Source organism: Sorangium sp. So ce131 (assembly GCF_051519095.1).
In the GTDB taxonomy this organism is placed as follows: Bacteria; Myxococcota_A; Polyangia; order Polyangiales; family Polyangiaceae; genus Sorangium.
Genome location: NZ_CP150455.1, coordinates 329,164 through 349,265, shown reverse-complemented (window position 1 = coordinate 349,265; position 20,102 = coordinate 329,164). Strand labels below are relative to the sequence as shown.

Below are 20,102 nucleotides of genomic sequence, written 5' to 3'. Positions count from 1 at the left end.
GCGAGGCGCGGCCCCGGCGTTCACATGCGTATGTGAACGCATTCACATGCGCATGTGAAGCGCTTGACCCTCGGCCGCGACCTCCTCATGCTGCCTGTCGCCGCCTGCGGTGGGGATGTGTTGATCCGGCCGGCGCGGCCGGGCAATCCGGGTGTGGTCGTGGAGATCAAGGTGGTTGGTCCCGACCGGGCGCCGGAGGCGGCGCTGGAACATGGCCTCGGGCAGATCCGGGAGAGAGACTACGCGGCGGAGCTCCGGGCCGCGGGGGCGGCGCCGGTGCACGCGTTCGCGGTGGCGTTCGACGGGAAGCGCGTCTGGGTGCGGGCGGCCCCCTCGCACGGCGCCCCCTGAGCGGCGCTACTTCGCCCAGAGAAAAGAAAGGTCGAGCTCGATGGCGTCGAATGGCACGACGCGGACGCGCGCAGCATCGCGGTGGACCGGGCCGGGCTCCCATTCGCCCCCAGGAACGAGGGAGAATGTCTCGAGTGTGCACCTGAGAGGATCGACGAGCCACGCGTGCCGCACACCCTCGCGTGCGTAGATCGGCATCTTCTCCTCGCGATCGAGCTTCTCCGTCGATGGGCTCAGAACCTCGCCGATCCAGTCCGGGGCGAGCGAGATGTGGGCTGTCTCGGGCAGCTCAGGCATCCGCTCGCGCCGCCAGCCGGCGATGTCCGGGACCAGCGCCTCCACCTCTCCCGGCGCGCTCGGGTCCGGGAAATGGAGCTCGGGCTCATCGAGGATCCACCATCCGCCGGGGCCACCCTTGCCGTGATCGAACGGACCCGTGAGCTCCGCACCCAACCCCGAGCTCGCGCGCGCATGTCGCGGCGCAGGCCGAGGCATGACGTGCAGCACGCCGCGGAGGAGCTCCGCCACCTTGTTCGACGGGACGGCCTCGAGGTCGGCATAGGTGGCGCGGCGATGCTTCTCGGCGGGCTGGCCCATGGTCGAAGCCTGCCCGGAAGCGCGCGGCGAGGCAAGACGACGAGCGCGCGGCGAGCTCGGCGCACCTCGCGGCGGCGAAGCGATCGGGGCGGGCGCGGGTTCGCAGCGGAGCGAGGGCCGAGCTGTGGGCCAACATGACCGAGTCCGACCAGGAAGCGATATACAAGCGGGCTCGGCGGACCGCGCGCGATGTGTCCGAGGCGGTGAGATCTCCGGCGCCCGCGTGACGCCGCGATGACAGCATGGCCGCCCGTTTGACACCCCTCTTCGCGCGTCCAACAGATCCTCTCATGAAAACCTTCTATGCATTGCTCCTGTTGCTCGTCCCGAGTCACCTCCTCGCCGAGGAGCCCGCCGCGAGCGCACCGCCCGCCGGGGCGGATCCCGCGCGCGGCGGCGGCTCCTGCGGCTGCGCGGGCGACGAGCCCGGCCCGCTCGCAGGGGAGCTCGATCCGTCGTTCGGGGAGGCGGGGACCGGGATCGCGCGGGTGCGCTTCGGCGCCGACGACGACGGCGGCTTCTTCGATCTCGACGTCGAAGGCGACCGGATCATCGCGGCCGGGTGGGGCCAGGGTGGGCTCGGCGCGATCAGGTTCCGCCTCGCCCGGCTGACCAGTTCCGGCGCGCCCGATCCCACCTTCGGCGAAAACGGCATGGTGACCACCTCCTGGTTCAACTCGACCGCCGCCCTGGCCTATCTGGCCGCCGTCGGCCACCAGCGCGACGGCGGGGTCGTCGCCATCGGCTGGCACGATCGGTTCCGGGACGCCTCGGCGGACGTGGCGCTGGCGCGCTACGCGGAGGACGGCTCGCTCGACGCCGGTTTCGGCGACGGCGGCAAGAGCCTGCTCGACCTCGGCGGAGACGAGGAGCTCCGGGACGGCCTGGTCGCGCCGGACGACGCGATCGTGGCCGTGGGCCAGCGCGACGGGCGCCTGCTGGTCGCGCGCGCCACCGCGGACGGCGCCCTCGACACCTCGTTCGCCAGCCCGCGCGGCTACCTGACCGTCTCGCTGGGCACCTCGTCGGTCGCCGAGGCGGTCGCGCTCGATCGCCGCGGCCGCCTCGTCGTCGCCGGCTCCGTCGAGCGGGGCGGCCAGCGCGACATGCTCGTCATCCGCCTGCGCCGCGACGGCGCGCTCGATCGCTCCTTCGGCCGCGGGGGCGCGATCGTCGCGGGCGATCCCGGGATCGACGAGCGCGCGGTCGCGGTCGCGTTGTCCCCCGACGGCGGCGTCGTGGTGGCCGGCGACGCCGGCCCCGAGGGGGCGCGCGACTTCCAGGTCCGCCGCTTCCGCCCGGACGGCGCGCCCGACCGCGCGTTCGGCGACGAGGGCGTGGCCGCGTGGCCGACCACCGGCGGCGACGACGTGGCCGAGGACATGGCCCTGCTCCCGGGCGGCGCCGTCCTCGTCGCGGGCAACGGCGGCGAGCGCGGCGAAGGCGGCACGACCACGCCGCTGCTCGCGCGGTACACGTGCGACGGCGCGCTCGATCCGGCGTTCGGCGAGGGCGGCGTGCTCCCGGTCGACCTCGGCGAGTTCGGGCAGCTGCACACGGTGAAGGTGGTCTCCGAAGACCAGGTCCTGCTCGGCGGCGGCGACGTGGGCATGTCCCCCGGGCCCGGCACCTACGGCGTCGTGGCGCGGATGTGGATGTGACGTAGCCGGCAAACGCCGGCGCGAGCGCCCCTGCGACGTGGTCCTCCGCGGCGCCCGTACGACGAGAGCATCTTCGTCACGGAGACCGGGCAGACGCGCGCGACGCTCTGGAGCGAGTTCCGCGACCACACCTGGTGGGGCGTGGACTTCCCCGGCCCCGGCAGCCCCTGAGCGACACCTCCCCTGACCGCGCCGCGCGCCCTCACCGCGTGACGTGCAGCATGCCCATCATCCCGGCCTCGGCGTGATCGAGGATGTGGCAGTGGAACATCCACATGCCAGGCCGGTTGTCATAACGGACGATGAACCGCGTCGCGCCGTCCACGGGCACGTTCACCGTGTCCTTCCACTCCATCGGCCTGACGGGCAGGCCGTCCTCGTCGAGCACCTGGAAGAAGAAGCCGTGCAGGTGGAACGGGTGGTCGAACGGCATCGTGTTCTCGACCGTCCACACCTCGGTGTCGCCCACCGCCGCGACGAGCGGCTCCGCCTCCCAGGACGGCACGCCGTTGATGCCCATCACGAGGTCGCCCGGGCCCTCCCGCTGCGTGAGCGCCAGGTCGACGCGCCTCGCCGCCGCCGGGTCGAGCGCCGGGATCGACCGGGCGATCGCCGGGAGCGGCTCGTCCTCCGCCTGCGGCGCGTCCGCGAGGTGGACGCGGAAGGCCTCGACCTCGGGCCGCGCGAAGGTCGCGCCGTAGCCGCGGTCGTACGGCACCCACCGCACCGAGAGCGTCGACCCCGGCGCGCCGCGCGGCGCGATCAGCACGTCGGCGCGCTCGCCCGGGGCGACGAGGAGCATGTCCGCCTCGACGGGGCGCTCCATCAGCCCGCCGTCGCCGCCGATGCGGGTGAAGCGGTGATCCGCGATCGCGAGCTGGTAATAACGGCTCTTCGCCGCGTTGACGACGCGCCACCGCTGCCGGAGCCCGGCGCGCGCCTCGATCACCGGGTTGACCCGGCCGTTGACCAGCAGGTGGCTGCCCTCGCGCCCGAACAGCGTGCCGAGGTTGCCGCCTGACGCCGGGTCCCCGAGCGCGCCATCCTCGCGCACGTCGATGTCGCTGAGCACGAGGACGAGCTCGTCGCCGAGATCCGCGGGCTCGCCCGGATCCTCGACGAGCAATGCGCCGTAGAGGCCGTTGCCGGCCTGCACGGCGGAGTCGACGTGCGGGTGGTACCAGAACAGCCCCGCGTCGGGCACGACGAAGTCGTAGGTGAAGCTGCCGCCGGGCGGCGTCTCGGGCTGGCTGTGCCCGGGCGCGCCGTCCATGGCCGCCTGCAGGCGCACGCCGTGCCAGTGGATGGTCGTGGGCGCGGGGAGCTCGTTGCGGAAGTGGACGACCACGCGATCGCCGGCCCTGGCGCGGAGGAGCGGCCCGGGGATGCCGCCGTCGTAGGTCCAGGCGGGCGTCGCCGTGCCGGGCACGATCTCCACGTCGGCGACCTTCGCCGTCAGGTCGACCTCGACGACCTCCGGCGTGCCATCGAGGTCGCGCGCCGGGCGCAGCGCCACCGCGCTGTCCCACCCCTCGGGCTGGGACGGGGGCTCGGCGCAGCCGACGGCGGCGGCGGCAGGCAAGAGACAGGAGGCAGCAAGCAAGAAACAGGAGAGGGATAGCGGGGTGTTGCTCGGCATGAGTCGCCGCGGATCTTAGCCGCTGCCGCCGCCGGGCGCCTCGCGGACGAGGATCGCCCGCGCGTAGAGCAGCGCGAACCCCTGGCGCATGACGTCGAGCTGGGACCGCGAGCCCGGCTCGGTGGTCACGACGGCGACCTCGCCGCCGGGCGCGCCGAGCGACCCGGCCGCCTCGGCCCGTCGCACGTGGTAGTCTCCTCGCGGCGAACGATGAGCGGCGACGATCGGCCCTGTGACGACCTCTGCGGAGCCTCCCTGCGCGAGGTGATGAAGCGACCGGCTTGGCCCGCCGCCGCCCGCGGAGGCCGACGCAGGCGGCGCGCTCGCCCGCCGGGAGGGGTCGCCCGATGAAGCGCCTCGCCGCCCTGGCCGTGCTGACCCTCGCCCTCGCCGCCTGCGACCGGTCTCCGAGGACCACGGTGGACCCGCCGGCCCCGAGCTTGCCGATCGTCCACGAGGACCTGACCGCGCTCGCCTTCACGCCTGACGGCGCGACGCTCGTCACCCTCGGCCCCGGAGAGGTCCGCCGTTTCGACCTGCACGGCCGCCAGCTCGGCGCGGCCGCGCTGCCGCGGCACGCCGGCGGCACCGTCACGCTCTCGCCCGACGGGCGTCGCGTCGCGACCCTCCATCACGAGCTCCCGACCGCGTCCGTCTTCGAGATCCACGACGCCGCGAGCGGGCGCGTGGTGGCGACCGTGAAGGAGTCGCTCACGGCGCTGGTGCTCCCTTCCACCCTCGTGCTCCCGCCGCGCCCCGGCGTGCTGATCGCGATCGGCGAGCCTTACGGGACGCGCGTGTTCGACCTCGCCGCGGGCCGGCAGACCGACGTGCTGTACGGCCGCGCGGTCTCGGGCGGCCCGGTCGCCTTCTCGGCCGACGGCCGCTGCGCCGCCGCGGGGCGCGACGTGGTGTCTGCCTGGGACACCGCGACGGGCGCGACGATCGGCGCGATCGAGCCGCCGGCGTTCCTCGATCGGGGCCATCGCCCCGCGCCCGTCGAGACCCACGCCTCCGCGGAGCGGATCGCCCTCTCCCCCGATTGCAGCGCCGCGGCGGTCGCCTACACGCCCTATGGCATGAGCCCGTCGCTCCGCGTCCGCCGCTTCGCGACCGGCGCCGAGTGGACGCTCCCCCGCGGGACCTCGTCGGGGGCGGTGCAGGTGGCGCTACCCGACCCCGAGACGGTCGTGACGGCCCACGGCGAACAGCCGATTCAGGTGTTCGACGCGGCCACGGGCCACCTGAGGCGGAGCTTCGGCCGAGGGGCGAGCGCAATGGCGATCGCGCCCGACGGCAAGACGCTGGCGGCGGCGTCCAGCGGCCGCGTGAGGCTGTGGGATCTCACGACCGGCGCGCAGCTATCTCCGCCGTAGACGAGCAGCGGCGGACGACGGGCTCGCCGCAGCGGGTTGTGTTTGCGCCCGCAAACATTGTCTGCTGACTGTGTTTGCTCCAGCGAACATCGTCTGCTGACTGTGTTTGCTCCAGCGAACATCGTCTGCTGGTTATGTTTGCTCCCGCAAACATTGTCTGCTGGCTGCGTTTGCTCCAGCAAACATTGCCTTCTGGCTGCGTTTGCTCCCGCAAACATCGTCTTCTGGCTGTGTTTGCCCTCTCAAACATTGTCGGCCGCTCGCGATTTCCCCCAAAATAATTCATTCACTCGGCGTAGCAAAAAACCGCTGTTGCGATGGTGGGAGTGCAGCTCGTATAGAATGCAAAGGTGGACGCTTTGACGAGCGTCGGCCGATTACATACGAGGAGCTGACGTGTCAGAGGAACTATTCCGATTCATCATGGCAAGGCCCGCGGAGCGCGTCGACGCGGAGTCGAAGACTGTCCCTGTGAAGCTGTCCAGCGATTTCCGTGCGCAGCTCGCGCAGGCGCGCGGCGAGGCGGGGTCGAGGGAGCAGCTGAAGCGCCTCGCGGAGGAGCGGCGCCGGGCGAACGCGCTCGCCTCCGCCGGCGATCTCCACCACGGCGCGGGCCTCGTGCGGCTCCTCGGCTCGCTCGCCGCGCGCAGGGACGCGCCGCGCAACGTGCTCGAGGAGCTCGTGAGGACCGCGCTCGGCGCCGACGCGAGGTCGATCGTCGCCGCCGCGACCTTCACCCAGGATCGCGAGCGGCTGAGCGACGCCGTGGCGGCGGACTTCCTCCTCGGCGACGAGGGCGGGCTGCGCACCGCGGACGCGGCGGCGCTCCTGCGCGTCGCGTCGATCGTCGAGCGGGTGGGGAAGAACGACAGCACGATCGAGGCCACCTCCGCGATAGCGAACGCGCTGAGCCGCACGCTCCTCTTGCCCGGCGACGTGTTCCCGGTCCCGGGCCTGCGCAACGCGGCGAGCAGCCCGGGGCAAGGCGGTGCACACGGGCCGGGCGACCAGGGCGGGGACGCGGGCGAGCAGCGCGCCCTGCGCGACCGCCTGCGCCGCGCCTACGACGCGCTCACCCGCGTGACGCCCGACCACGTCCACCAGGACCCGGACGAGGAGGCCGCCGACGAGGGCGAGGTGCCCACCGAGCCCGCGCCCCAGCCGGCGGACCCGGCCGCGCGGAACCCCGGCATCCCCGCGGCGGCCAGGGGGCTCCGCGCGCGCCCCTTCGTGCTGTCGGCCGAGGCCGCCGCCGCGTTCGACGCCGACGCGCTCGGCGTGCTCGCCGAGCGGGGGCTCGACCTCACGCGCCTGAGCCTCCCCACGGTGGTCGAGCGGCTCTCCACCGAGCTCCAGGGGCTCGAGCTCTCGCTCGCAGAGCGCGAGGGGGCCGCGCCCGTGAGGCTCATCTCCGTCGGCTCCACGCTCGTCCCCGACGTGGTCGGCGCCGTGGGCTCCATCGAGGAGGCGTCCGTGCCGACCACACACGGCACCATCGCGCCCGCCGGCGTCGGCGATCTCCTGGTCGTGCGGCAGTTCCTCAAGCGCTACGAGGCGCGCGAGCTCGCCCACGTCGAGAACATCCTGCGGGGCGAGTTCAAGGAGAAGACGCACCGCCGCGCCCGCACGACCGAGGAGACGGTCACCGTCGAGATCGAGAGCAAGCGGGAAGAGGAGCGGGATCAGCAGACCACCGAGCGCTTCGAGCTCAAGAACGAGTCGAGCCAGGTGGTCAAGGACGACCAGAGCCTGAAGATCGGCGCCGCCGTCTCCGGCAAGTACGGCCCCGTGGTGGAGTTCAAGGTGTCGACCGACTTCGCCATGAACCGCGCCAAGGAGGAGTCGGCCAAGGTCGCGACGAGCTACAGCAAAGACGTGACCGGCCGCGCGACGAGCCGCCTGTCCGAGCGCCGGCGCGAGGAGCGGATCCTCAAGACGATCGAGGTCTTCGAGGAGACCAACAAACACGGCGTCGACAACAAGAACAGCGGCGGGCACGTGATCGGGCAGTACCAGTGGCTCGACAAGGTCTACGAGGCGCAGGTCTTCAACTACGGAAAGCGCCTCCTCTTCGACATCGTGCTGCCCGAGCCGGCGGCGTTCTTCCTCCACGCCGCGAGCGACCAGCCCAAGCCGGGGCCCGATCTCGTGAGGCCCGCCCCCTTCACGCTCAAGCCCTCGGACGTCAACGAGGGCAACTACGCCTTTTACGTGCAGCGCTACGGCGTGATCGGCGTCGAGCCCCCGCCCGGGCCGTACCTGACCCTCGCGCGCGTCATGGAGGGCCAGGCGGACGAGGGGCACTCCATCACGAAGGCGATCGAGGTGCCGATCACCGACGGGTACCAGGCGATCAGCGGCAACGTCCTCAACACCTTCACCCTGTGGGAAGACAACGCCGCGGTCGACGTCTTCGTCGGCCAGCGAGGCCACCGGTTCACGAAGAACGGCGGCTGGAGCTGGAGCTTCTCGATGAACAACGAGGTGGGGAGCGTCCCCATGGTGCTCAAGTCCTGGAAGGCGGGGGCGGTCGTCACGGCCGTCGAGATCCTCTGCCAGCGCACGCCGCGCGCGCTCGACGCCTGGAAGCTCAAGACACACGCCGCGATCCTCCAAGCGTACCAGAAGCAGCTCCGGGACTACGAGGAGAAGCTCGCGGCGCTGGAGGTCGAGGCAGCCTCGAAGATCGAGGGGCGCAACCCCTCCGAGAACGAGCACCTGATCCGCGCGGAGCTCAAGAAAGGCGCGCTGTCGGTGTTCACGTGGCAGCACTACGACCTCTTCGGCGCGGTCTCGACGAGCGCCCAGGGCTACCCGCAGCCGAGCCTCGCCGAGGCCGAGAAGGAGGGCGCGTACATCCGCTTCTTCGAGCAGGCCTTCGAGTGGGAGCAGATGATGTTCTTCTTCTATCCCTACTTCTGGGGGCGGAAGTCGAACTGGACGAAGCGAGCGCTGCTCCAGGACACCGACCCGCTCTTCGCCGAGTTCATCAAGGCGGGGGCCGCGCGCCTCGTCGTCTCGGTGCGGCCCGGGTTCGAGGCGGCCGTCGCCCACTTCCTCGAGACGGGCGAGATCTGGAACGGCAGCGACCTGCCCGAGGTCACCAGCCCGCTTTACGTGAACATCATCGAGGAGATCAAGGAGCGCGACAAGGCGCCGGGCACCGAGGTGGCCCAGGGCGATCCGTGGGATGTGCGGCTCCCGACCACGCTCATCAAGCTCCGCGAGCAGTCCTCGCTCCCCGAGTGGCAGAAGGACGGATCGGGCCGATGGGTGCCGCAGTGAGCGGCGCCTCGAACACCCACGAACGCCGGCGCTGAGACCGCCAACCCACCTGGAGCTCCCCCATGGCCAAGCCGCTTCCGACCATCTTCCGGATCCACCCCGCGATCGGCATCGCGAGGATCGGCGACTCGCCCGATTTCTTCGTCGGCCCCGAGGTGCCCGGCCGTCCACCCGAGGGAGCTCCGCCGATCGGCACGGCGGTGCCCGCCTTCAAGGACAGCGCGGGCCGCATCAAGCGCCAGGCGGCGCGGTTCCGCATCTGGCGCTACGTCGACGACGGCAAGGGCCGGTACAAGCCCGACCAGGAGATCCACCTCGGCACGGCGGGGATCAAGTCGATCGAGTGGAAGGTGCATGTCGCGAACAAGAAGGCCGAGTTCTTCGCGTTCAACGGCCTGCTCGGCGATCCCGTGTTCGGGCCCAAGCGCATCGCGCCCGTCCGGCGCAACGCCGCGCCGCGCCCGAGCCGCCGGACGCTCTGGATCGACCCCGGATTCCGCACGATCAGCGGCAAGCTCGCCAAGCCGGTGCCCTTCCGGAAGGGCACCGCGCCCCCGGGGGCGACCGAGAGCTGGCCGACGCCCGCGCCGACGCCTCCGATCGAGTACCTCGGCGAGCTCCGGACCGACGACGCGGGGCGCCTCCTGTTCCTCGGGGGCGTCGGCCTGTCGTCCGCCGTCGGCGGCGCGCCGATCACGGACTACGCGAACAACGACGGCTGGTTCGACGACGTGTCCGACGGCCCGGTGACCGCGGTGATCAAGTTCACGAGCGGCGGCGCCGCGTGGGCGCTCGGCGCCTGGGTGCTCTGCGGGCCGCCGGACTTCGCGCCCTTCACCCGCAACGTGGTCTCGCTCTACGACACGCTCTTCGACGTCGCCGCGCGGGAGCTCGTCCTCCCCGCGAACGAGACGATCTACGAGGGGCCGCTCAGGCCGCTCAAGGAGATCAACGCGGAGCTCAAGGGGAAGGCGTGGGGCAAGGTCGGCCTCACCAGGTACCGCCCGTCGTTCGACGACGAGATCTGGCCGATCCTCTACCGCGGCCTCCAGTCCGCGTCGCTCTTCGAGCCGGCGCAGAACGCGCACACGAGCCTCGGCGCGAACGGCATGTTCGCCTCCATGTACCCGCAGCTCGCCGACCCCTCGGCGGCGGGCGCGCAGCTGCGCAAGTACGTCTTCGATCAGCTCCACCCCCCGGGGCTCGCCGGCGACGGCCTCCCGACGCGGCAGACGATGCCGAAGTTGCTCGGCGACGACGCCTACGGCCAGTGGAAGGTGGGCACGCGGCGGCGGCTCACCCTGACGCCCGTGCAGTACGCGCTGCTCGAGCGCTGGGCGAGCGGCGATTTCGTGAAGGGCAGCGCCGCGCCGCCGGCGCCGCCAGCCGCCGGGGCCATCACGCCGGCGGGCCTCGATCGCGCGGCCCTGGAGAACGCCGTGGGCGGCGGCTTCTACCCCGGGATCGAGGTGAGCTGGCAGATCCGGCACCCTGCGATGTTCCTCGAGCCGTTCCGGATCAAACACGCGGCGCCCTCCAAATACGTGTCCGACGTCGGCGTCACGGTCGGCCCCGGGCACTTCAGCCGGCAGATGGCGTTGCCGTGGCAGGCAGATTTCCTCATGTGCAAGCTCGAGGAGGAGCCGGCGGGCTCGAACAGGCAGTGGGGTTGGTGGCCCGCGCAGCGCCCCGACGCGGTGTATGCGAGCGAGGCGGACGCGAGGGGCAGGAACTCGATGGTGAGGTGGCATCGAGCGACCGTGGCAGGGACGGCGGCCCCCTGGGCGACCGGCCATCCGCAGGACAAGTACATGCCGTCGTATTCCGAGATGCTCGACCACTGGAAGAAGCTCGGCTTCGTGCACGCCAAGGGCGACGTGCAGTTTGAACAGGAGCGCAAGCCGGACGTGCCTTGAGCGCGCCGCTGCGGGCCGAGATGACAGTCCCCCTGACACACGAGAGATCGTCGGCCGACGTCGTCGTGATCGGCGGCGGCCCGGCGGGCGCCGTGGCGGCGAGCCTGCTCGCCGACGCGGGCGCCGCCGTCGTGCTCGTCGACCGGCGCGCGGGCGCCGGCGAGGGCGGAGGTGCACGCGCGGGCCGCTCGCGCGGCGGAGGTGCACGCGCGGGCCGCGCCGCGCGAGGGTCCGCGGTCGAGCTGCTCTCCGGCGAGGCGCGCCGGCTCCTGCTCGCACGCCTCGGCGCCGCCGCGCTGGAGGCGGTGCCCGCGGTGGAGATCGTCGAGACGATCGCTCGCTGGGAGACGGCGGAGCCCCAGGTGACGAGCGCGCTGTGGACCCCGCACGGGCGCGGGCTCGCCCTCGAGCGGGGCGCCCTGGACGCGTCGCTCCGGTCGCACGCGGCCCGCCGTGGGGTCTCCCTCGTCGCGGGCTCGGTCGTCGGGCTCGAGCGGGCGCGGGGCCGCTGGACGATCGACGTGGAGGCCGGGCGGCCGGAGGCCGGGCGGCCGCTGCGCCTCCGCGCGGCGACGCTCGTGCTCGCGACCGGGCGCGGCGCCGCGGGCTGGTCCACCCTGGCCGGCGCCCGGGCGCGCGGCCGCTTCACCGAGATGGCGCTGCTCGGATGGACGGCGGAACCGGGGGCGGGATCGGGGCCCGGCGCTCCCGACGTGTTGCCCGCCCCGCGCGCCCTCGTGGTGGAGGCCACGCCCGACGGCTGGTGGTACGCGCTGCCGCACCCGCGCGGCGGGCGCTTCCTGGGCCTGTCGCTCGCGCCCGCCGCGCTCGGCGCCGCGCTCCGGTCGGGGCTCTCGCGGGCCGAGTTGTGGTCGCGCGCGCTCGGCCGGACGCACCTCGTCCGCGCGCTCCTGCCGCACCGGGAGGCGGTCCCGCGCCTGTGGGGAGCCGCGGCGGGCGCGGCGCGGTGGTCCGCGGCCGCAGGGCCGGGCTGGATCGCGGTCGGCGACGCCGCGTGTGTGTCGGACCCGCTGAGCGGCAGCGGTCTCCTGTTCGCCGTCGCGTCGGCGGCGCGCGCGGCCCACGCCGTGATCCACGCCGGGCCGTCGCCCGAGGGCGGCGGGGGCGCGGCGGAGGCGTACGCGGCCTGGGTCGAGGGCTACGGCGCCGAGCAAGCCGACGTCGGCGCGCGCTTCCGCGCCTCGGCCGTCCGATGAGCGCGAGCGCCGGTGCGGGGCATCGCGCGGTTCGCCCGGGCAGCGAGCGCCTCGCCGGCCACGCCGCGCGCGGCCGGCGTGGGGGTGATCCGGCGCCCGCCGCGCGACGCGAGCCGCGCGCTCGCTCCTACAAGCGCTCGATAAGGAAGCTCCGGGCCTTGTCGTCGAAGTTGTGGGGGGCGAGGTTCACGTCCGTCGTGAAGACGCGCGACTCGGCCGAGTATCGCCAGAGCCCGTCGTAGAGCGTCACCTTGAAGCCGGCGGGGACGCGGACGGAGCTGACCCTCTGGTCCCATGGGCTGCTGTAGAAGAGGCCGGAGCCGACGCCGTACGCGACCGATCCGCCCGAGAGGTTGGCGTGCTCGTAGAAGGTGACCACGTCGAGCTGCGGGTCCGAGGCGCGCGAGACGATGATGCTCGAGATCGTGTCGTTGAAGCCCGCGGCCACGAGATCCGTGTTCGAGTTGAAGACGCGCGCCTCGCCCCCGGCGTCGGGGTGGAGGAAGGCCGTGACCCGGAGCCCGGCGGGGACCCTGATGGCGCTCGCGCGGTCGTCGCCGATGACCGTCGTGTTCGAGAGGTTGTGGCGGCCGATCCCGAAGCCCTGCGAGACGCCGGAGAAGCTCGAGAGATCGTAGAGCACGACCTGGTTGCTCGGGTGGACCGTGGGGCCGCCGGCGAGCGTCGCGTCGATCCACGCGCGGTGGCGCGCGACGTCGACGCCGGCGAGCGTCGCGTGCAGGTTCGTGCCGTCCTGGCCGCTGGTGGCCGAGAACACGGCGACCTGACGCCCGTCGACGAACCACGGGCCGCCGGAGTCGCCGCTCCAGCCCGAGCCCGTCACGCCCGTCGCCAGGATCTCGTCGTCGGAGCGCCGGCCATTGATGTGGACGGTCGCCTTCTTGAGCGACGGCGCCATCACCAGCGGCGTGCCCTCGCTCCCCCAGCCGTAGACCGTCGCGTCCCTCCCGTTCACGGCCGGCCCCGCGGGGGCGAGCTGGACGAACGGTCCATTGACGTCCTCGGCCAGGTGGAGCAGCGCGATGTCGACGCCCGCCGAGGGCACCTCGACGGCGTCGACCGCGATGCGCCGGCCCTCGCGGTACGTGTTGCTGCCGAGGCGCACCGCCGATGTCTCGCCCTCGTCCGCGATGCAGTGCTGCGCGGTGAGCACCCAGCGCGGCGCGACGAGGGTGCCAGTGCACTGGTAGAAGTCGCCCGTGCTCCCGCGCACGTCGAAGACCTGGACGGCCCAGGGGCTCGCCTCGGCGAGCTCGCCGCCGATGATGGCGGACGAATGCGGCTCGAGCGCCTCGTTCGGCTCGTCCGACGCGCTTTCAAGCGAGCAGCCCGCGGAGAGGCCGAGCGCGGCGCCCGCGCACACCGCGAGGCCGAGCTGGTGACCAAGTTCTCTCTTCTTCATTCTGCCTCCACATCATGCTTCTGTTCAGACGAGCGCTCGCGCCGACGGAGTCCACCTCCGCCAGGAGCCAGCGTTCGTCAGCAATCAGGGTGACGGGGCCTGTGATTACGGCGTGCCCGGCTCGGCGACGGCGTCTCCGAGTTGACCCATGGGGGCACCGGGCCGAGACCGGTGAAGGAACAGCCGGAGCGGCAGGCCCGGAGGCGGGCGTACGAAATCCGCCCGCTCAAGAATCACGTCCTGAGTATGCCGCGCTACCCGGAGCAGCGCCAGGCGGCGCTCTGGAACGGCCGCGTTCGAAGCGTGGAACGATGCGGCATCCCGCCGTTCGCACTGCATTGCATTTTTACGATTCGAGACGAGCCCGCGCTCGCCGCGCGCGCACGAGACATGCGCGAACGTGAGGGGCTGAGGCGGATCTACGCGGCCTTCGCCGGCTTCGGATTCAGCTCGAGGAAGCGGCGCTGGTAGGCGTACGAGCGAAAGCGGATCTGCAGCGGCGGCTCGTTGCCCATCTTGGTCTCGAGCGTCGCGCCGTCGTCGTGCTCGGCGCAGTGCGGGATGTGCAGCGTGTAGCTCGTGCCGCCGCCGGTGCGCACCGCGATGCCCCCGAGCGCGAGCCCGGCCGCGGCGACGGCCACGTTGGTCCCGGTCTGGCCGTCGTGCGCCTTCACCTCGATGCCGCGAGTCGCCGGCCGCGCGCACACGCAGCAGCCTTCCGGCCAGCGGATCGCCTCGCTCGTCACCGGCACCGGAAAGCCCGGCTTCGGGTGGACGTAGTCGCCGGCGAGCACGGTGAGGACGCGCTTGTCGACGAGGTACGCGGCCTGGCACTTGTCGCAGAACGCCGGGTCCTCGGTGTGGTTGAGCTCGATCTCCGCGAGCGTCGCCTGGCAGCGCGGGCACGTCGCGGTGCCGGCCTGGTCCCTGGCGACGAGGAGCGCCCCGAACGCGAAGACCGCGAACCCGAGGCCGCCGACGAGGCAGAGCAGCCACAGCAGACCGGAGCGATCGATCATCTCGCGGAAACAGAGGAACGAGAGGCCGGCGAGCACCGCCATGATGACGACGTACTTGATGGTGGAGCCGGTGTTGCGGGTCACGGTGGACGTCATGAGCACGACCTTAACGCCGGTCGCCCCTCGAACGCGCGACGAACGCTGTCGCGGAACGAGGGCACAGGGTACGAGGGCGGCGCGTCCAAGCGCCTTCCGGCGGTCCAGCACCACCCTCACCCACATGCCTGGTCGAGAACACGCGCCGGGGCTCTCCTGCGGTCGCACGCGCTGCGCCTCCTCGGCGACGTCGAGGAGGCCGAGGCGGAGCCGAGGCAAGGCCGCCGCCGAGCCGGGGCGCCAGGCTCCCGGGTGGCGCGCGGACGCGGGTTGCTGTCCGGCCCTGCCGCCGTCTGCCACGTCACGACCCAGCGCCAAAATACTTGACACCTGTGAAGCCGTTTGGATGTCCTATCCCCCTACAGCGATGCCAATCTATAGAGCTAAGATGGCATTACAATCGAAGGAACGCGCCCCATGACCACGTTGCCCAAAGGCCCCACCAACAACATCCTGGTGAACTTGCAGGGGATCCTCGACCCGATCGGCTTCACGCTGCGCTTGCGGAAGCGCTACGGCGATCCGATGTCGGCCCCGAAGATGAACGGCAAACCGGTGCTGGCCACCGGCAGCGTGGAGGGGCTGCGCTCCGTGTTCGCGGTGCCGCCGGAGAACCTTGACCAGATGCTGGGCGAGAGCTTCACCGCGGCGATGGGAGAGTCGTCGCTGTTCGCGCTCTCGGGCGCGCGGCACACGGCCATGCGCAAGCTGCTCATGCCGCCGTTTCACGGGCAGCGCATGCGCCTGTATGGGAAGCAGATCTGCGACCTGGCCCTGCAGCACTCCCGGGACCTCAAGCCGGGCCAGCAGCTGGTGGCGCAGGATCTCATGAACACGATCTCGCTGCAGACGATCATCCACCTCGTGTTCGGGGTCACTGCACCGGCGGAAGCGGCGCGCCTCGAGAAGCTGCTCGAGGAGCTGCGCAAGAGCTTCTCCTTCGGCCTGAACATCACCCTGATGATTCCCTGGCTGCGCCGGGAGTTCCGGGGCTTCGGCCCGTGGGCGCGCAGGCAGCGCGCGACCCGCGACCTGCGCAGCTTCCTCGATCCGGAGATCGCCCGCCGCCGCGCCGAGCCCGTCGAGCGCACCGATATCCTGAGCCTGCTCCTGGAAGCCCGCCAGGAAGACGGGACGGCGCTGAGCGACCAGCAGATCTTCGAGCAGCTGCACACGCTGCTCTTCGCGGGGCACAGCACGACCGCGGGCGCGCTCACCTGGGTGCTCTATTTTCTCGGACACGCGCCCGCCGTGTTGCGCCGGCTGCAGGACGAGCTGACGGCGCTGGGCGCGGATCCCGAGCCCGAGGCGCTGGCCAAGGCGCCGTACCTGGAAGCGGTGTGCAACGAGACGCTGCGCCTGCGCCCGCCCAGCCCGGGGGTGGGACGCAAGCTGAATGCGCCGATGAAGATCGCGGGCTACGATCTGCCGGCCGGAGCAGGCGTGTTCGCACAAATCATCTGGGCCCACCACGATCCCGCGGTGTTTCCGGAGCCGGAGGTGTTTCGTCCCGAGCGATTCCTGGAGCGAACCTATTCCCCCTTCGAATTCCTGCCGTTTGGCGGCGGGAATCGGCGCTGCATCGGGGCCGCCTTTGCGCTGTACGAGATGAAGCTGGTCCTGGGCACGCTGCTGCGGCGCCACAGCTTCGAGCTCGTGTCCAGGAAGCCGGTGCGGGTGGGGCTGCAGGGTATGCCCGGCTCTCCGGTGCGCGTGATCGTCCGTTGATCCCTGCCGCGGCGAACCCTACTGACTTGCGCCGACGTCCCTCTCCATGAGCTCGGAACCCACGAAGCACCTACGGGCCGACGTAGCGGTAGACGCGGAGCCAGTCGTACTCGGCGCGCGTGGGGGCGGTGCTGTCGTCGACGGGGCCCGCCCAGTCTGGCGCCCCAGAAGCCCAGATCGTCAAGAGGATGTTCTGAGGGAGGACCATGCGTCCCATTTCCTCGGTGGCAGTGTGCATGAGCGCTCCGTCGACGTAGAAGCGCGCCTCACCGGGCACCCATTCGATGGCATAGGTGTGAAAGCCCGCTGCGGGGTTGAAGCCCAAGGTAACGAGCTCGGGGAACTGGAGGTGGCCGGTGGCTGGATCAGCGGGCGGGATGTTCACCATGTGGTTGAACTGGATGCGATCGGCGTCTTTGCCCAAGAACTCGATGTCGAGCTCGTTCCAGTCGTCGGGGGGCCATGGGGTGTAAATGAGCACCAGAGAAGAGACGACCGCGGAGCCCTGCGCAAACCGAGCCGACGCCTCTATTTTTCCGTAGGTCAGCGTCTCGCGAGAGCGCATTTCCACGCCGCGGAAGGGCTTGCTGGTATCGTTGGCTGCCGTCAGCGAAAGATGCAGGACGCCGTCGCTGACCGCAGCATTTTCCCCGGCAAACTGCGCGAGATTGCCGTCCCAGCTGTGGGTCATCAGCTGCCATCGAGTGAGATCGACGGTGTCGAACGGATCTTCCCAGGCGAGCTCGAAGCTGCCATCCTGAGCGCCACCTCCAGCGGCGCCACCCGTGCCGCCTGCAGCTGCGCCGCCCGTCCCACCGGAGCTTGCGCCGCCCATACCTGCGCCGCCCGTACCACCTGCGCCACCGGTCGCAGATGCCTCTGGCGGCATGCCGCCATGGCCACCGGTCATGGGGCCGGCTGCATCCCCACCCGTCGCCGTGCTGGGGGGAGCTCCCCCGGCGGAGGCGGAGGAGTCCGGATCCGGCGAACCGTTGGAGCATCCCGGAAAAGCCAGGAGCGCGAGCAAGGCGAGGGCTGATCGACTTCGCATGCCGATCGACTAGTCAGCCGCCGCACGGCGAGCATCAAGTTTTGTGCGTTTCCGCGGCCTGAACGCCGATTCGCGGAGCAGAGGTGCCGGAGACGATGGGCCTGGATGCGCGAGCTACCCGGGATCTCGGCAACCGTGCTGTGCGCTCAGCGGCTCCAACCTGTCGGCGAGTCGTCTCCGGGTGCCCGGGTCGAGGAGCGCGCTGGGCGCCATGCCCAGCAACGCCCTGAACACCTGGTGACAGCGCGAGTAGCTGCCGAACCCCGCTTCGAGCGCCGCGTGAGTCAAGTGGCTGCAGCCCTGCTCGAGCAGCTCGAGGAGCTTCAGCGTTTGCAGCCGGTTCTTGTACTCCGTCAAAGACAGGCCCTGGTCGCGGCGAAATTTGCGGCTGACATCGCCGCGGTTGCTGGTCAGGCGTCGGGTCAGCTCGTCGCGGCGGAGGCTCGGCGCCTCGGCCAGCAGGGCCGCAGCCCGGTGGCCAAGGCTCATCTGCGGAGGAGGTGTCATCTGGGCCAGCGCTGCGAACAAATCGAGCAGCCGTCCTTCGACAGCCGGGTTGTCGCGGCTGTTGGGTACCTGGGCCACAGCGTCTGCACAAGCCAACAAGGCGGCCCCGTCAAGGCGCTGCTGAGGCCGAGCGAAGCTCGGCGCGCAGCCGTGCTCACGCGCGAACGCGTCGATCAGCTCGGGACGGAACCCTACCACATGGAGCTCGAGGTCTGGGCTGGCGTCTTCGAGATAGTGGTCCAGCCCGGGCGGGTACCAAAGCAGCGATCCGCGTCCCGTCAGAACGCGACGATGCCCCACGCGGAAGATGGCAGCTCCCCGGACGACGAGATTGAACTCCGGTTCGTCGTGAAAATGGGCCGGTCGCCTGTAGGCGGGATGATATCGCCAGGCCTGGGCGCGTCGACCTTCGGGCATGGGGAACGACTGCCACAGCAGCTTCACGGTAAGTCCAAGGATAACGCAGCCTGGTCAGGGAAGCACTGCGCTGAAGCGCTGCGGCTCGCGCTTCGTGCAGACGCACTGTAATTGTTCGGGGTAACCAAGGAGCACGGCTTGGCCGCTCGTGGACTCGTTGTGGACCACCTTCGGGCGCTCGAGGTTCGCCGGCTCGAGGGCCTCTTCTCCCTCGGGCTGGAGGACACCGCGGGTCGGCCGATTGGGATTGACGTTGTCCATGTGAACGTTCACAATGGCTCCGAACGGCACCTTCTTGCGGCGCCGCAGCCTTGCTTGGCTCGAGAGGGCAAATTCACACACAGGAGAGAACTCCATCATGAGCCGAAACTGGACTGCCTGGGGCGCCTTGCTGGCAGCCATGCTGGGGTCGGTCCCGTCCGCGCGAGCGGCGACGTTGCAGCTGGTCAACGACTGGGGAGCGAGCGGTCTGCCTGGTGACGTGAGCATGCACGTCTATGTCCCGGACCACGTGGCGTCGAATCCTCCGATTCTGACTCTGGTGCACTACTGCGGCGGGACCGCCAGCGCGGTCTTTGGTCAGGCGCGGGGCGGGGGCATCGTCGACGCGGCGGACGAGCATGGCTTCATCATGGTCGTCCCCAGCAGCGGAAGATGCTGGGACGTCGTGTCGGACAAGACGCGCACGCGCGAAGGCGGTGGCGACAGTCACGCCATCAGGCAGATGGTGAAGTACGCGCTCGACACGTACGGAGGCAACGCGGATCGCGTCTATGCGACGGGAGATTCGTCCGGCGGCATGATGACCGAGCTCCTGCTCGCCCTCTACCCGGACGTCTTCAAGGCAGGCGCCGCGTTCGCGGGCATGCCGGCCGGGTGCCGCGCAGCCAACGAATCAGGCAACAACGGCGGATATAGCGGAGCGTGCGCGGGCGGCTCGGTGACCCACACAGCGCAAGAGTGGGGGGACATCGCCCGTACGCTGGCCCCGGGGTACACGGGACATCGCCCGCGGCTGCAGCTCTTCCACGGCGATGCCGACAGCATCATCAGGTACCCGAACCACACGGAGGCCGTCAAGCAATGGACCAATGTACTCGGCGTGAGCGCGAGCCCGACGTCGACCGACATGGGAGTCCGGCTCGGCAACCACGATGCGACGCGGCAGCGCTGGGAGAACGAGTGCGGTTACGTGGTCCTCGATGCGTTCACCTCGATTGGCGGCGATCACGGCCCGTCCGACGCGTTGTTCCCCGCTGAGTACGTCATCCCCTTTCTGGGTCTCGACAAGACCGGGCCGGTCGATCCCGAGATAGAGCAGTGCAGCGGCGGTGCGGGGGGGAGCGGAGGCGCAGGCGGAGCCGGTGGAGACGGTGGGGGTGGCGGACAGGGGCCGGGTGGCACGGGCGGCGGCACCGCTGGGAGCACGGGGGCGAGCGGCACCACAGGCGGGAGCGGCGGGAGCGGCGGGAGCGGTGGAACAGGTGGCGCCGTCACGACGGGCGGCCCGACGGGCGGCGCTGATTCCGGATCGTGCGCGGTCGGCAGGGCCGGTTCGGGCGGGTCCATCGGGACCTCCCTGGTTGCTCTGGCAGCTGCAGCGTCGACCTTGATCCGTCGTCGTCGAAGGACGGCGGTGGGGATTTGATCACGTGCCCCCGCCGTTCCATGCCGTCGCGCGCGCCACGCTGGCGGAACGGGGGGCCGCGCTCGGCCGCCGCTCGCGGCTGCTCGAGGGGTGGCTGCGGCAGCTGGCGCGGCGCGCCTGAGCTCAGCGTACGCTCGAGGTGACCTCGCTCGCGAGCGCCCGCTGCCACGG

The 20,102-nt window shown here is 71.2% G+C and carries 16 protein-coding genes; 8 read left to right on the top strand and 8 right to left on the bottom strand.

Annotated features, from left to right (window positions below; translation table 11 throughout):
• Positions 1–54 precede the first annotated feature (54 nt).
• A complete protein-coding gene (locus WMF43_RS01375; RefSeq protein WP_437676875.1) occupies positions 55–351 on the top strand; it encodes a PD-(D/E)XK nuclease domain-containing protein in 297 nt (98 codons plus the stop codon).
• A gap of 6 nt (positions 352–357) precedes the next feature.
• On the opposite strand, the gene WMF43_RS01370 is transcribed toward WMF43_RS01375, so the two are convergent.
• Positions 358–948: a Uma2 family endonuclease gene (locus WMF43_RS01370; protein WP_437676873.1), complete on the bottom strand. Its 591-nt coding sequence runs from the start codon at positions 946–948 to the stop codon at positions 358–360.
• A gap of 290 nt (positions 949–1,238) precedes the next feature.
• Between WMF43_RS01370 and WMF43_RS01365 the strand changes: the two genes are divergently transcribed.
• Positions 1,239–2,609: a hypothetical protein gene (locus WMF43_RS01365; protein WP_437676871.1), complete on the top strand. Its 1,371-nt coding sequence runs from the start codon at positions 1,239–1,241 to the stop codon at positions 2,607–2,609.
• Positions 2,610–2,811: 202 nt separating this feature from the next.
• On the opposite strand, the gene WMF43_RS01360 is transcribed toward WMF43_RS01365, so the two are convergent.
• Together WMF43_RS01360 and WMF43_RS01355 are read right to left on the bottom strand one after the other, a co-directional pair.
• Positions 2,812–4,248, bottom strand: a complete 1,437-nt coding sequence (locus WMF43_RS01360; RefSeq protein WP_437676870.1) for a multicopper oxidase family protein — start codon at positions 4,246–4,248, stop codon at positions 2,812–2,814.
• 15 nt (positions 4,249–4,263) lie between these two features.
• Positions 4,264–4,434: a hypothetical protein gene (locus tag WMF43_RS01355; protein ID WP_437676869.1), complete on the bottom strand. Its 171-nt coding sequence runs from the start codon at positions 4,432–4,434 to the stop codon at positions 4,264–4,266.
• A gap of 161 nt (positions 4,435–4,595) precedes the next feature.
• Between WMF43_RS01355 and WMF43_RS01350 the strand changes: the two genes are divergently transcribed.
• From WMF43_RS01350 to WMF43_RS01335, 4 genes are all read left to right on the top strand, one after another.
• The gene (locus tag WMF43_RS01350; protein WP_437676867.1) at positions 4,596–5,624 is read left to right on the top strand and encodes a WD40 repeat domain-containing protein; all 1,029 of its coding nucleotides are present in this window, start codon (positions 4,596–4,598) and stop codon (positions 5,622–5,624) included.
• Between the two features lie 423 nt (positions 5,625–6,047).
• Positions 6,048–8,909: a hypothetical protein gene (locus tag WMF43_RS01345; RefSeq protein WP_437676866.1), complete on the top strand. Its 2,862-nt coding sequence runs from the start codon at positions 6,048–6,050 to the stop codon at positions 8,907–8,909.
• Positions 8,910–8,971: 62 nt separating this feature from the next.
• Positions 8,972–10,825, top strand: a complete 1,854-nt coding sequence (locus tag WMF43_RS01340) for a LodA/GoxA family CTQ-dependent oxidase (RefSeq protein WP_437676865.1) — start codon at positions 8,972–8,974, stop codon at positions 10,823–10,825.
• A 20-nt stretch (positions 10,826–10,845) separates the two neighbouring features.
• Entirely contained in the window at positions 10,846–12,042 is a 1,197-nt protein-coding gene (locus WMF43_RS01335) for an FAD-dependent monooxygenase (protein ID WP_437676863.1), read from the top strand.
• A gap of 127 nt (positions 12,043–12,169) precedes the next feature.
• Here the strand turns inward: WMF43_RS01335 and WMF43_RS01330 are convergent, their stop codons facing one another.
• Positions 12,170–13,465 (bottom strand): S1 family peptidase, encoded by a 1,296-nt coding sequence (locus WMF43_RS01330; RefSeq protein ID WP_437676862.1) that lies wholly within the window; start codon positions 13,463–13,465, stop codon positions 12,170–12,172.
• Between the two features lie 419 nt (positions 13,466–13,884).
• Positions 13,885–14,580, bottom strand: coding sequence for a hypothetical protein (locus WMF43_RS01325; RefSeq protein ID WP_437676861.1), 696 nt, complete (start codon positions 14,578–14,580; stop codon positions 13,885–13,887).
• Positions 14,581–14,997: 417 nt separating this feature from the next.
• On the opposite strand from WMF43_RS01325, the gene WMF43_RS01320 reads away from it, so the two are divergent.
• Positions 14,998–16,308, top strand: a complete 1,311-nt coding sequence (locus WMF43_RS01320; protein WP_437676859.1) for a cytochrome P450 — start codon at positions 14,998–15,000, stop codon at positions 16,306–16,308.
• 70 nt (positions 16,309–16,378) lie between these two features.
• On the opposite strand, the gene WMF43_RS01315 is transcribed toward WMF43_RS01320, so the two are convergent.
• The 3 genes from WMF43_RS01315 to WMF43_RS01305 form a co-directional block, all read right to left on the bottom strand.
• Positions 16,379–17,218 (bottom strand): family 16 glycosylhydrolase, encoded by an 840-nt coding sequence (locus WMF43_RS01315; protein WP_437676858.1) that lies wholly within the window; start codon positions 17,216–17,218, stop codon positions 16,379–16,381.
• A 255-nt stretch (positions 17,219–17,473) separates the two neighbouring features.
• Positions 17,474–18,310: an AraC family ligand binding domain-containing protein gene (locus tag WMF43_RS01310; protein WP_437676856.1), complete on the bottom strand. Its 837-nt coding sequence runs from the start codon at positions 18,308–18,310 to the stop codon at positions 17,474–17,476.
• A gap of 27 nt (positions 18,311–18,337) precedes the next feature.
• A complete protein-coding gene (locus WMF43_RS01305; protein WP_437676854.1) occupies positions 18,338–18,544 on the bottom strand; it encodes a hypothetical protein in 207 nt (68 codons plus the stop codon).
• 97 nt (positions 18,545–18,641) lie between these two features.
• Between WMF43_RS01305 and WMF43_RS01300 the strand changes: the two genes are divergently transcribed.
• Positions 18,642–19,931 carry an extracellular catalytic domain type 1 short-chain-length polyhydroxyalkanoate depolymerase gene (locus WMF43_RS01300; protein WP_437676852.1) on the top strand — a complete coding sequence of 430 codons (1,290 nt, stop codon included), beginning with the start codon at positions 18,642–18,644 and terminating at the stop codon, positions 19,929–19,931.
• Positions 19,932–20,102 lie beyond the last annotated feature (171 nt).

What these genes read in the sequence shown, in the direction of transcription:
- WMF43_RS01370 (WP_437676873.1), bottom strand. Translation starts at nt 948, where the DNA reads ATGGGCCAGCCCGCCGAGAAGCATCGCCGCGCCACCTATGCCGACCTC.
- WMF43_RS01365 (WP_437676871.1), top strand. Translation starts at nt 1,239, where the DNA reads ATGAAAACCTTCTATGCATTGCTCCTGTTGCTCGTCCCGAGTCACCTC.
- WMF43_RS01360 (WP_437676870.1), bottom strand. Translation starts at nt 4,248, where the DNA reads ATGCCGAGCAACACCCCGCTATCCCTCTCCTGTTTCTTGCTTGCTGCC.
- WMF43_RS01350 (WP_437676867.1), top strand. Translation starts at nt 4,596, where the DNA reads ATGAAGCGCCTCGCCGCCCTGGCCGTGCTGACCCTCGCCCTCGCCGCC.
- WMF43_RS01345 (WP_437676866.1), top strand. Translation starts at nt 6,048, where the DNA reads ATGGCAAGGCCCGCGGAGCGCGTCGACGCGGAGTCGAAGACTGTCCCT.
- WMF43_RS01340 (WP_437676865.1), top strand. Translation starts at nt 8,972, where the DNA reads ATGGCCAAGCCGCTTCCGACCATCTTCCGGATCCACCCCGCGATCGGC.
- WMF43_RS01335 (WP_437676863.1), top strand. Translation starts at nt 10,846, where the DNA reads ATGACAGTCCCCCTGACACACGAGAGATCGTCGGCCGACGTCGTCGTG.
- WMF43_RS01330 (WP_437676862.1), bottom strand. Translation starts at nt 13,465, where the DNA reads ATGAAGAAGAGAGAACTTGGTCACCAGCTCGGCCTCGCGGTGTGCGCG.
- WMF43_RS01325 (WP_437676861.1), bottom strand. Translation starts at nt 14,580, where the DNA reads ATGACGTCCACCGTGACCCGCAACACCGGCTCCACCATCAAGTACGTC.
- WMF43_RS01320 (WP_437676859.1), top strand. Translation starts at nt 14,998, where the DNA reads ATGACCACGTTGCCCAAAGGCCCCACCAACAACATCCTGGTGAACTTG.
- WMF43_RS01315 (WP_437676858.1), bottom strand. Translation starts at nt 17,218, where the DNA reads ATGACCGGTGGCCATGGCGGCATGCCGCCAGAGGCATCTGCGACCGGT.
- WMF43_RS01305 (WP_437676854.1), bottom strand. Translation starts at nt 18,544, where the DNA reads ATGGACAACGTCAATCCCAATCGGCCGACCCGCGGTGTCCTCCAGCCC.
- WMF43_RS01300 (WP_437676852.1), top strand. Translation starts at nt 18,642, where the DNA reads ATGAGCCGAAACTGGACTGCCTGGGGCGCCTTGCTGGCAGCCATGCTG.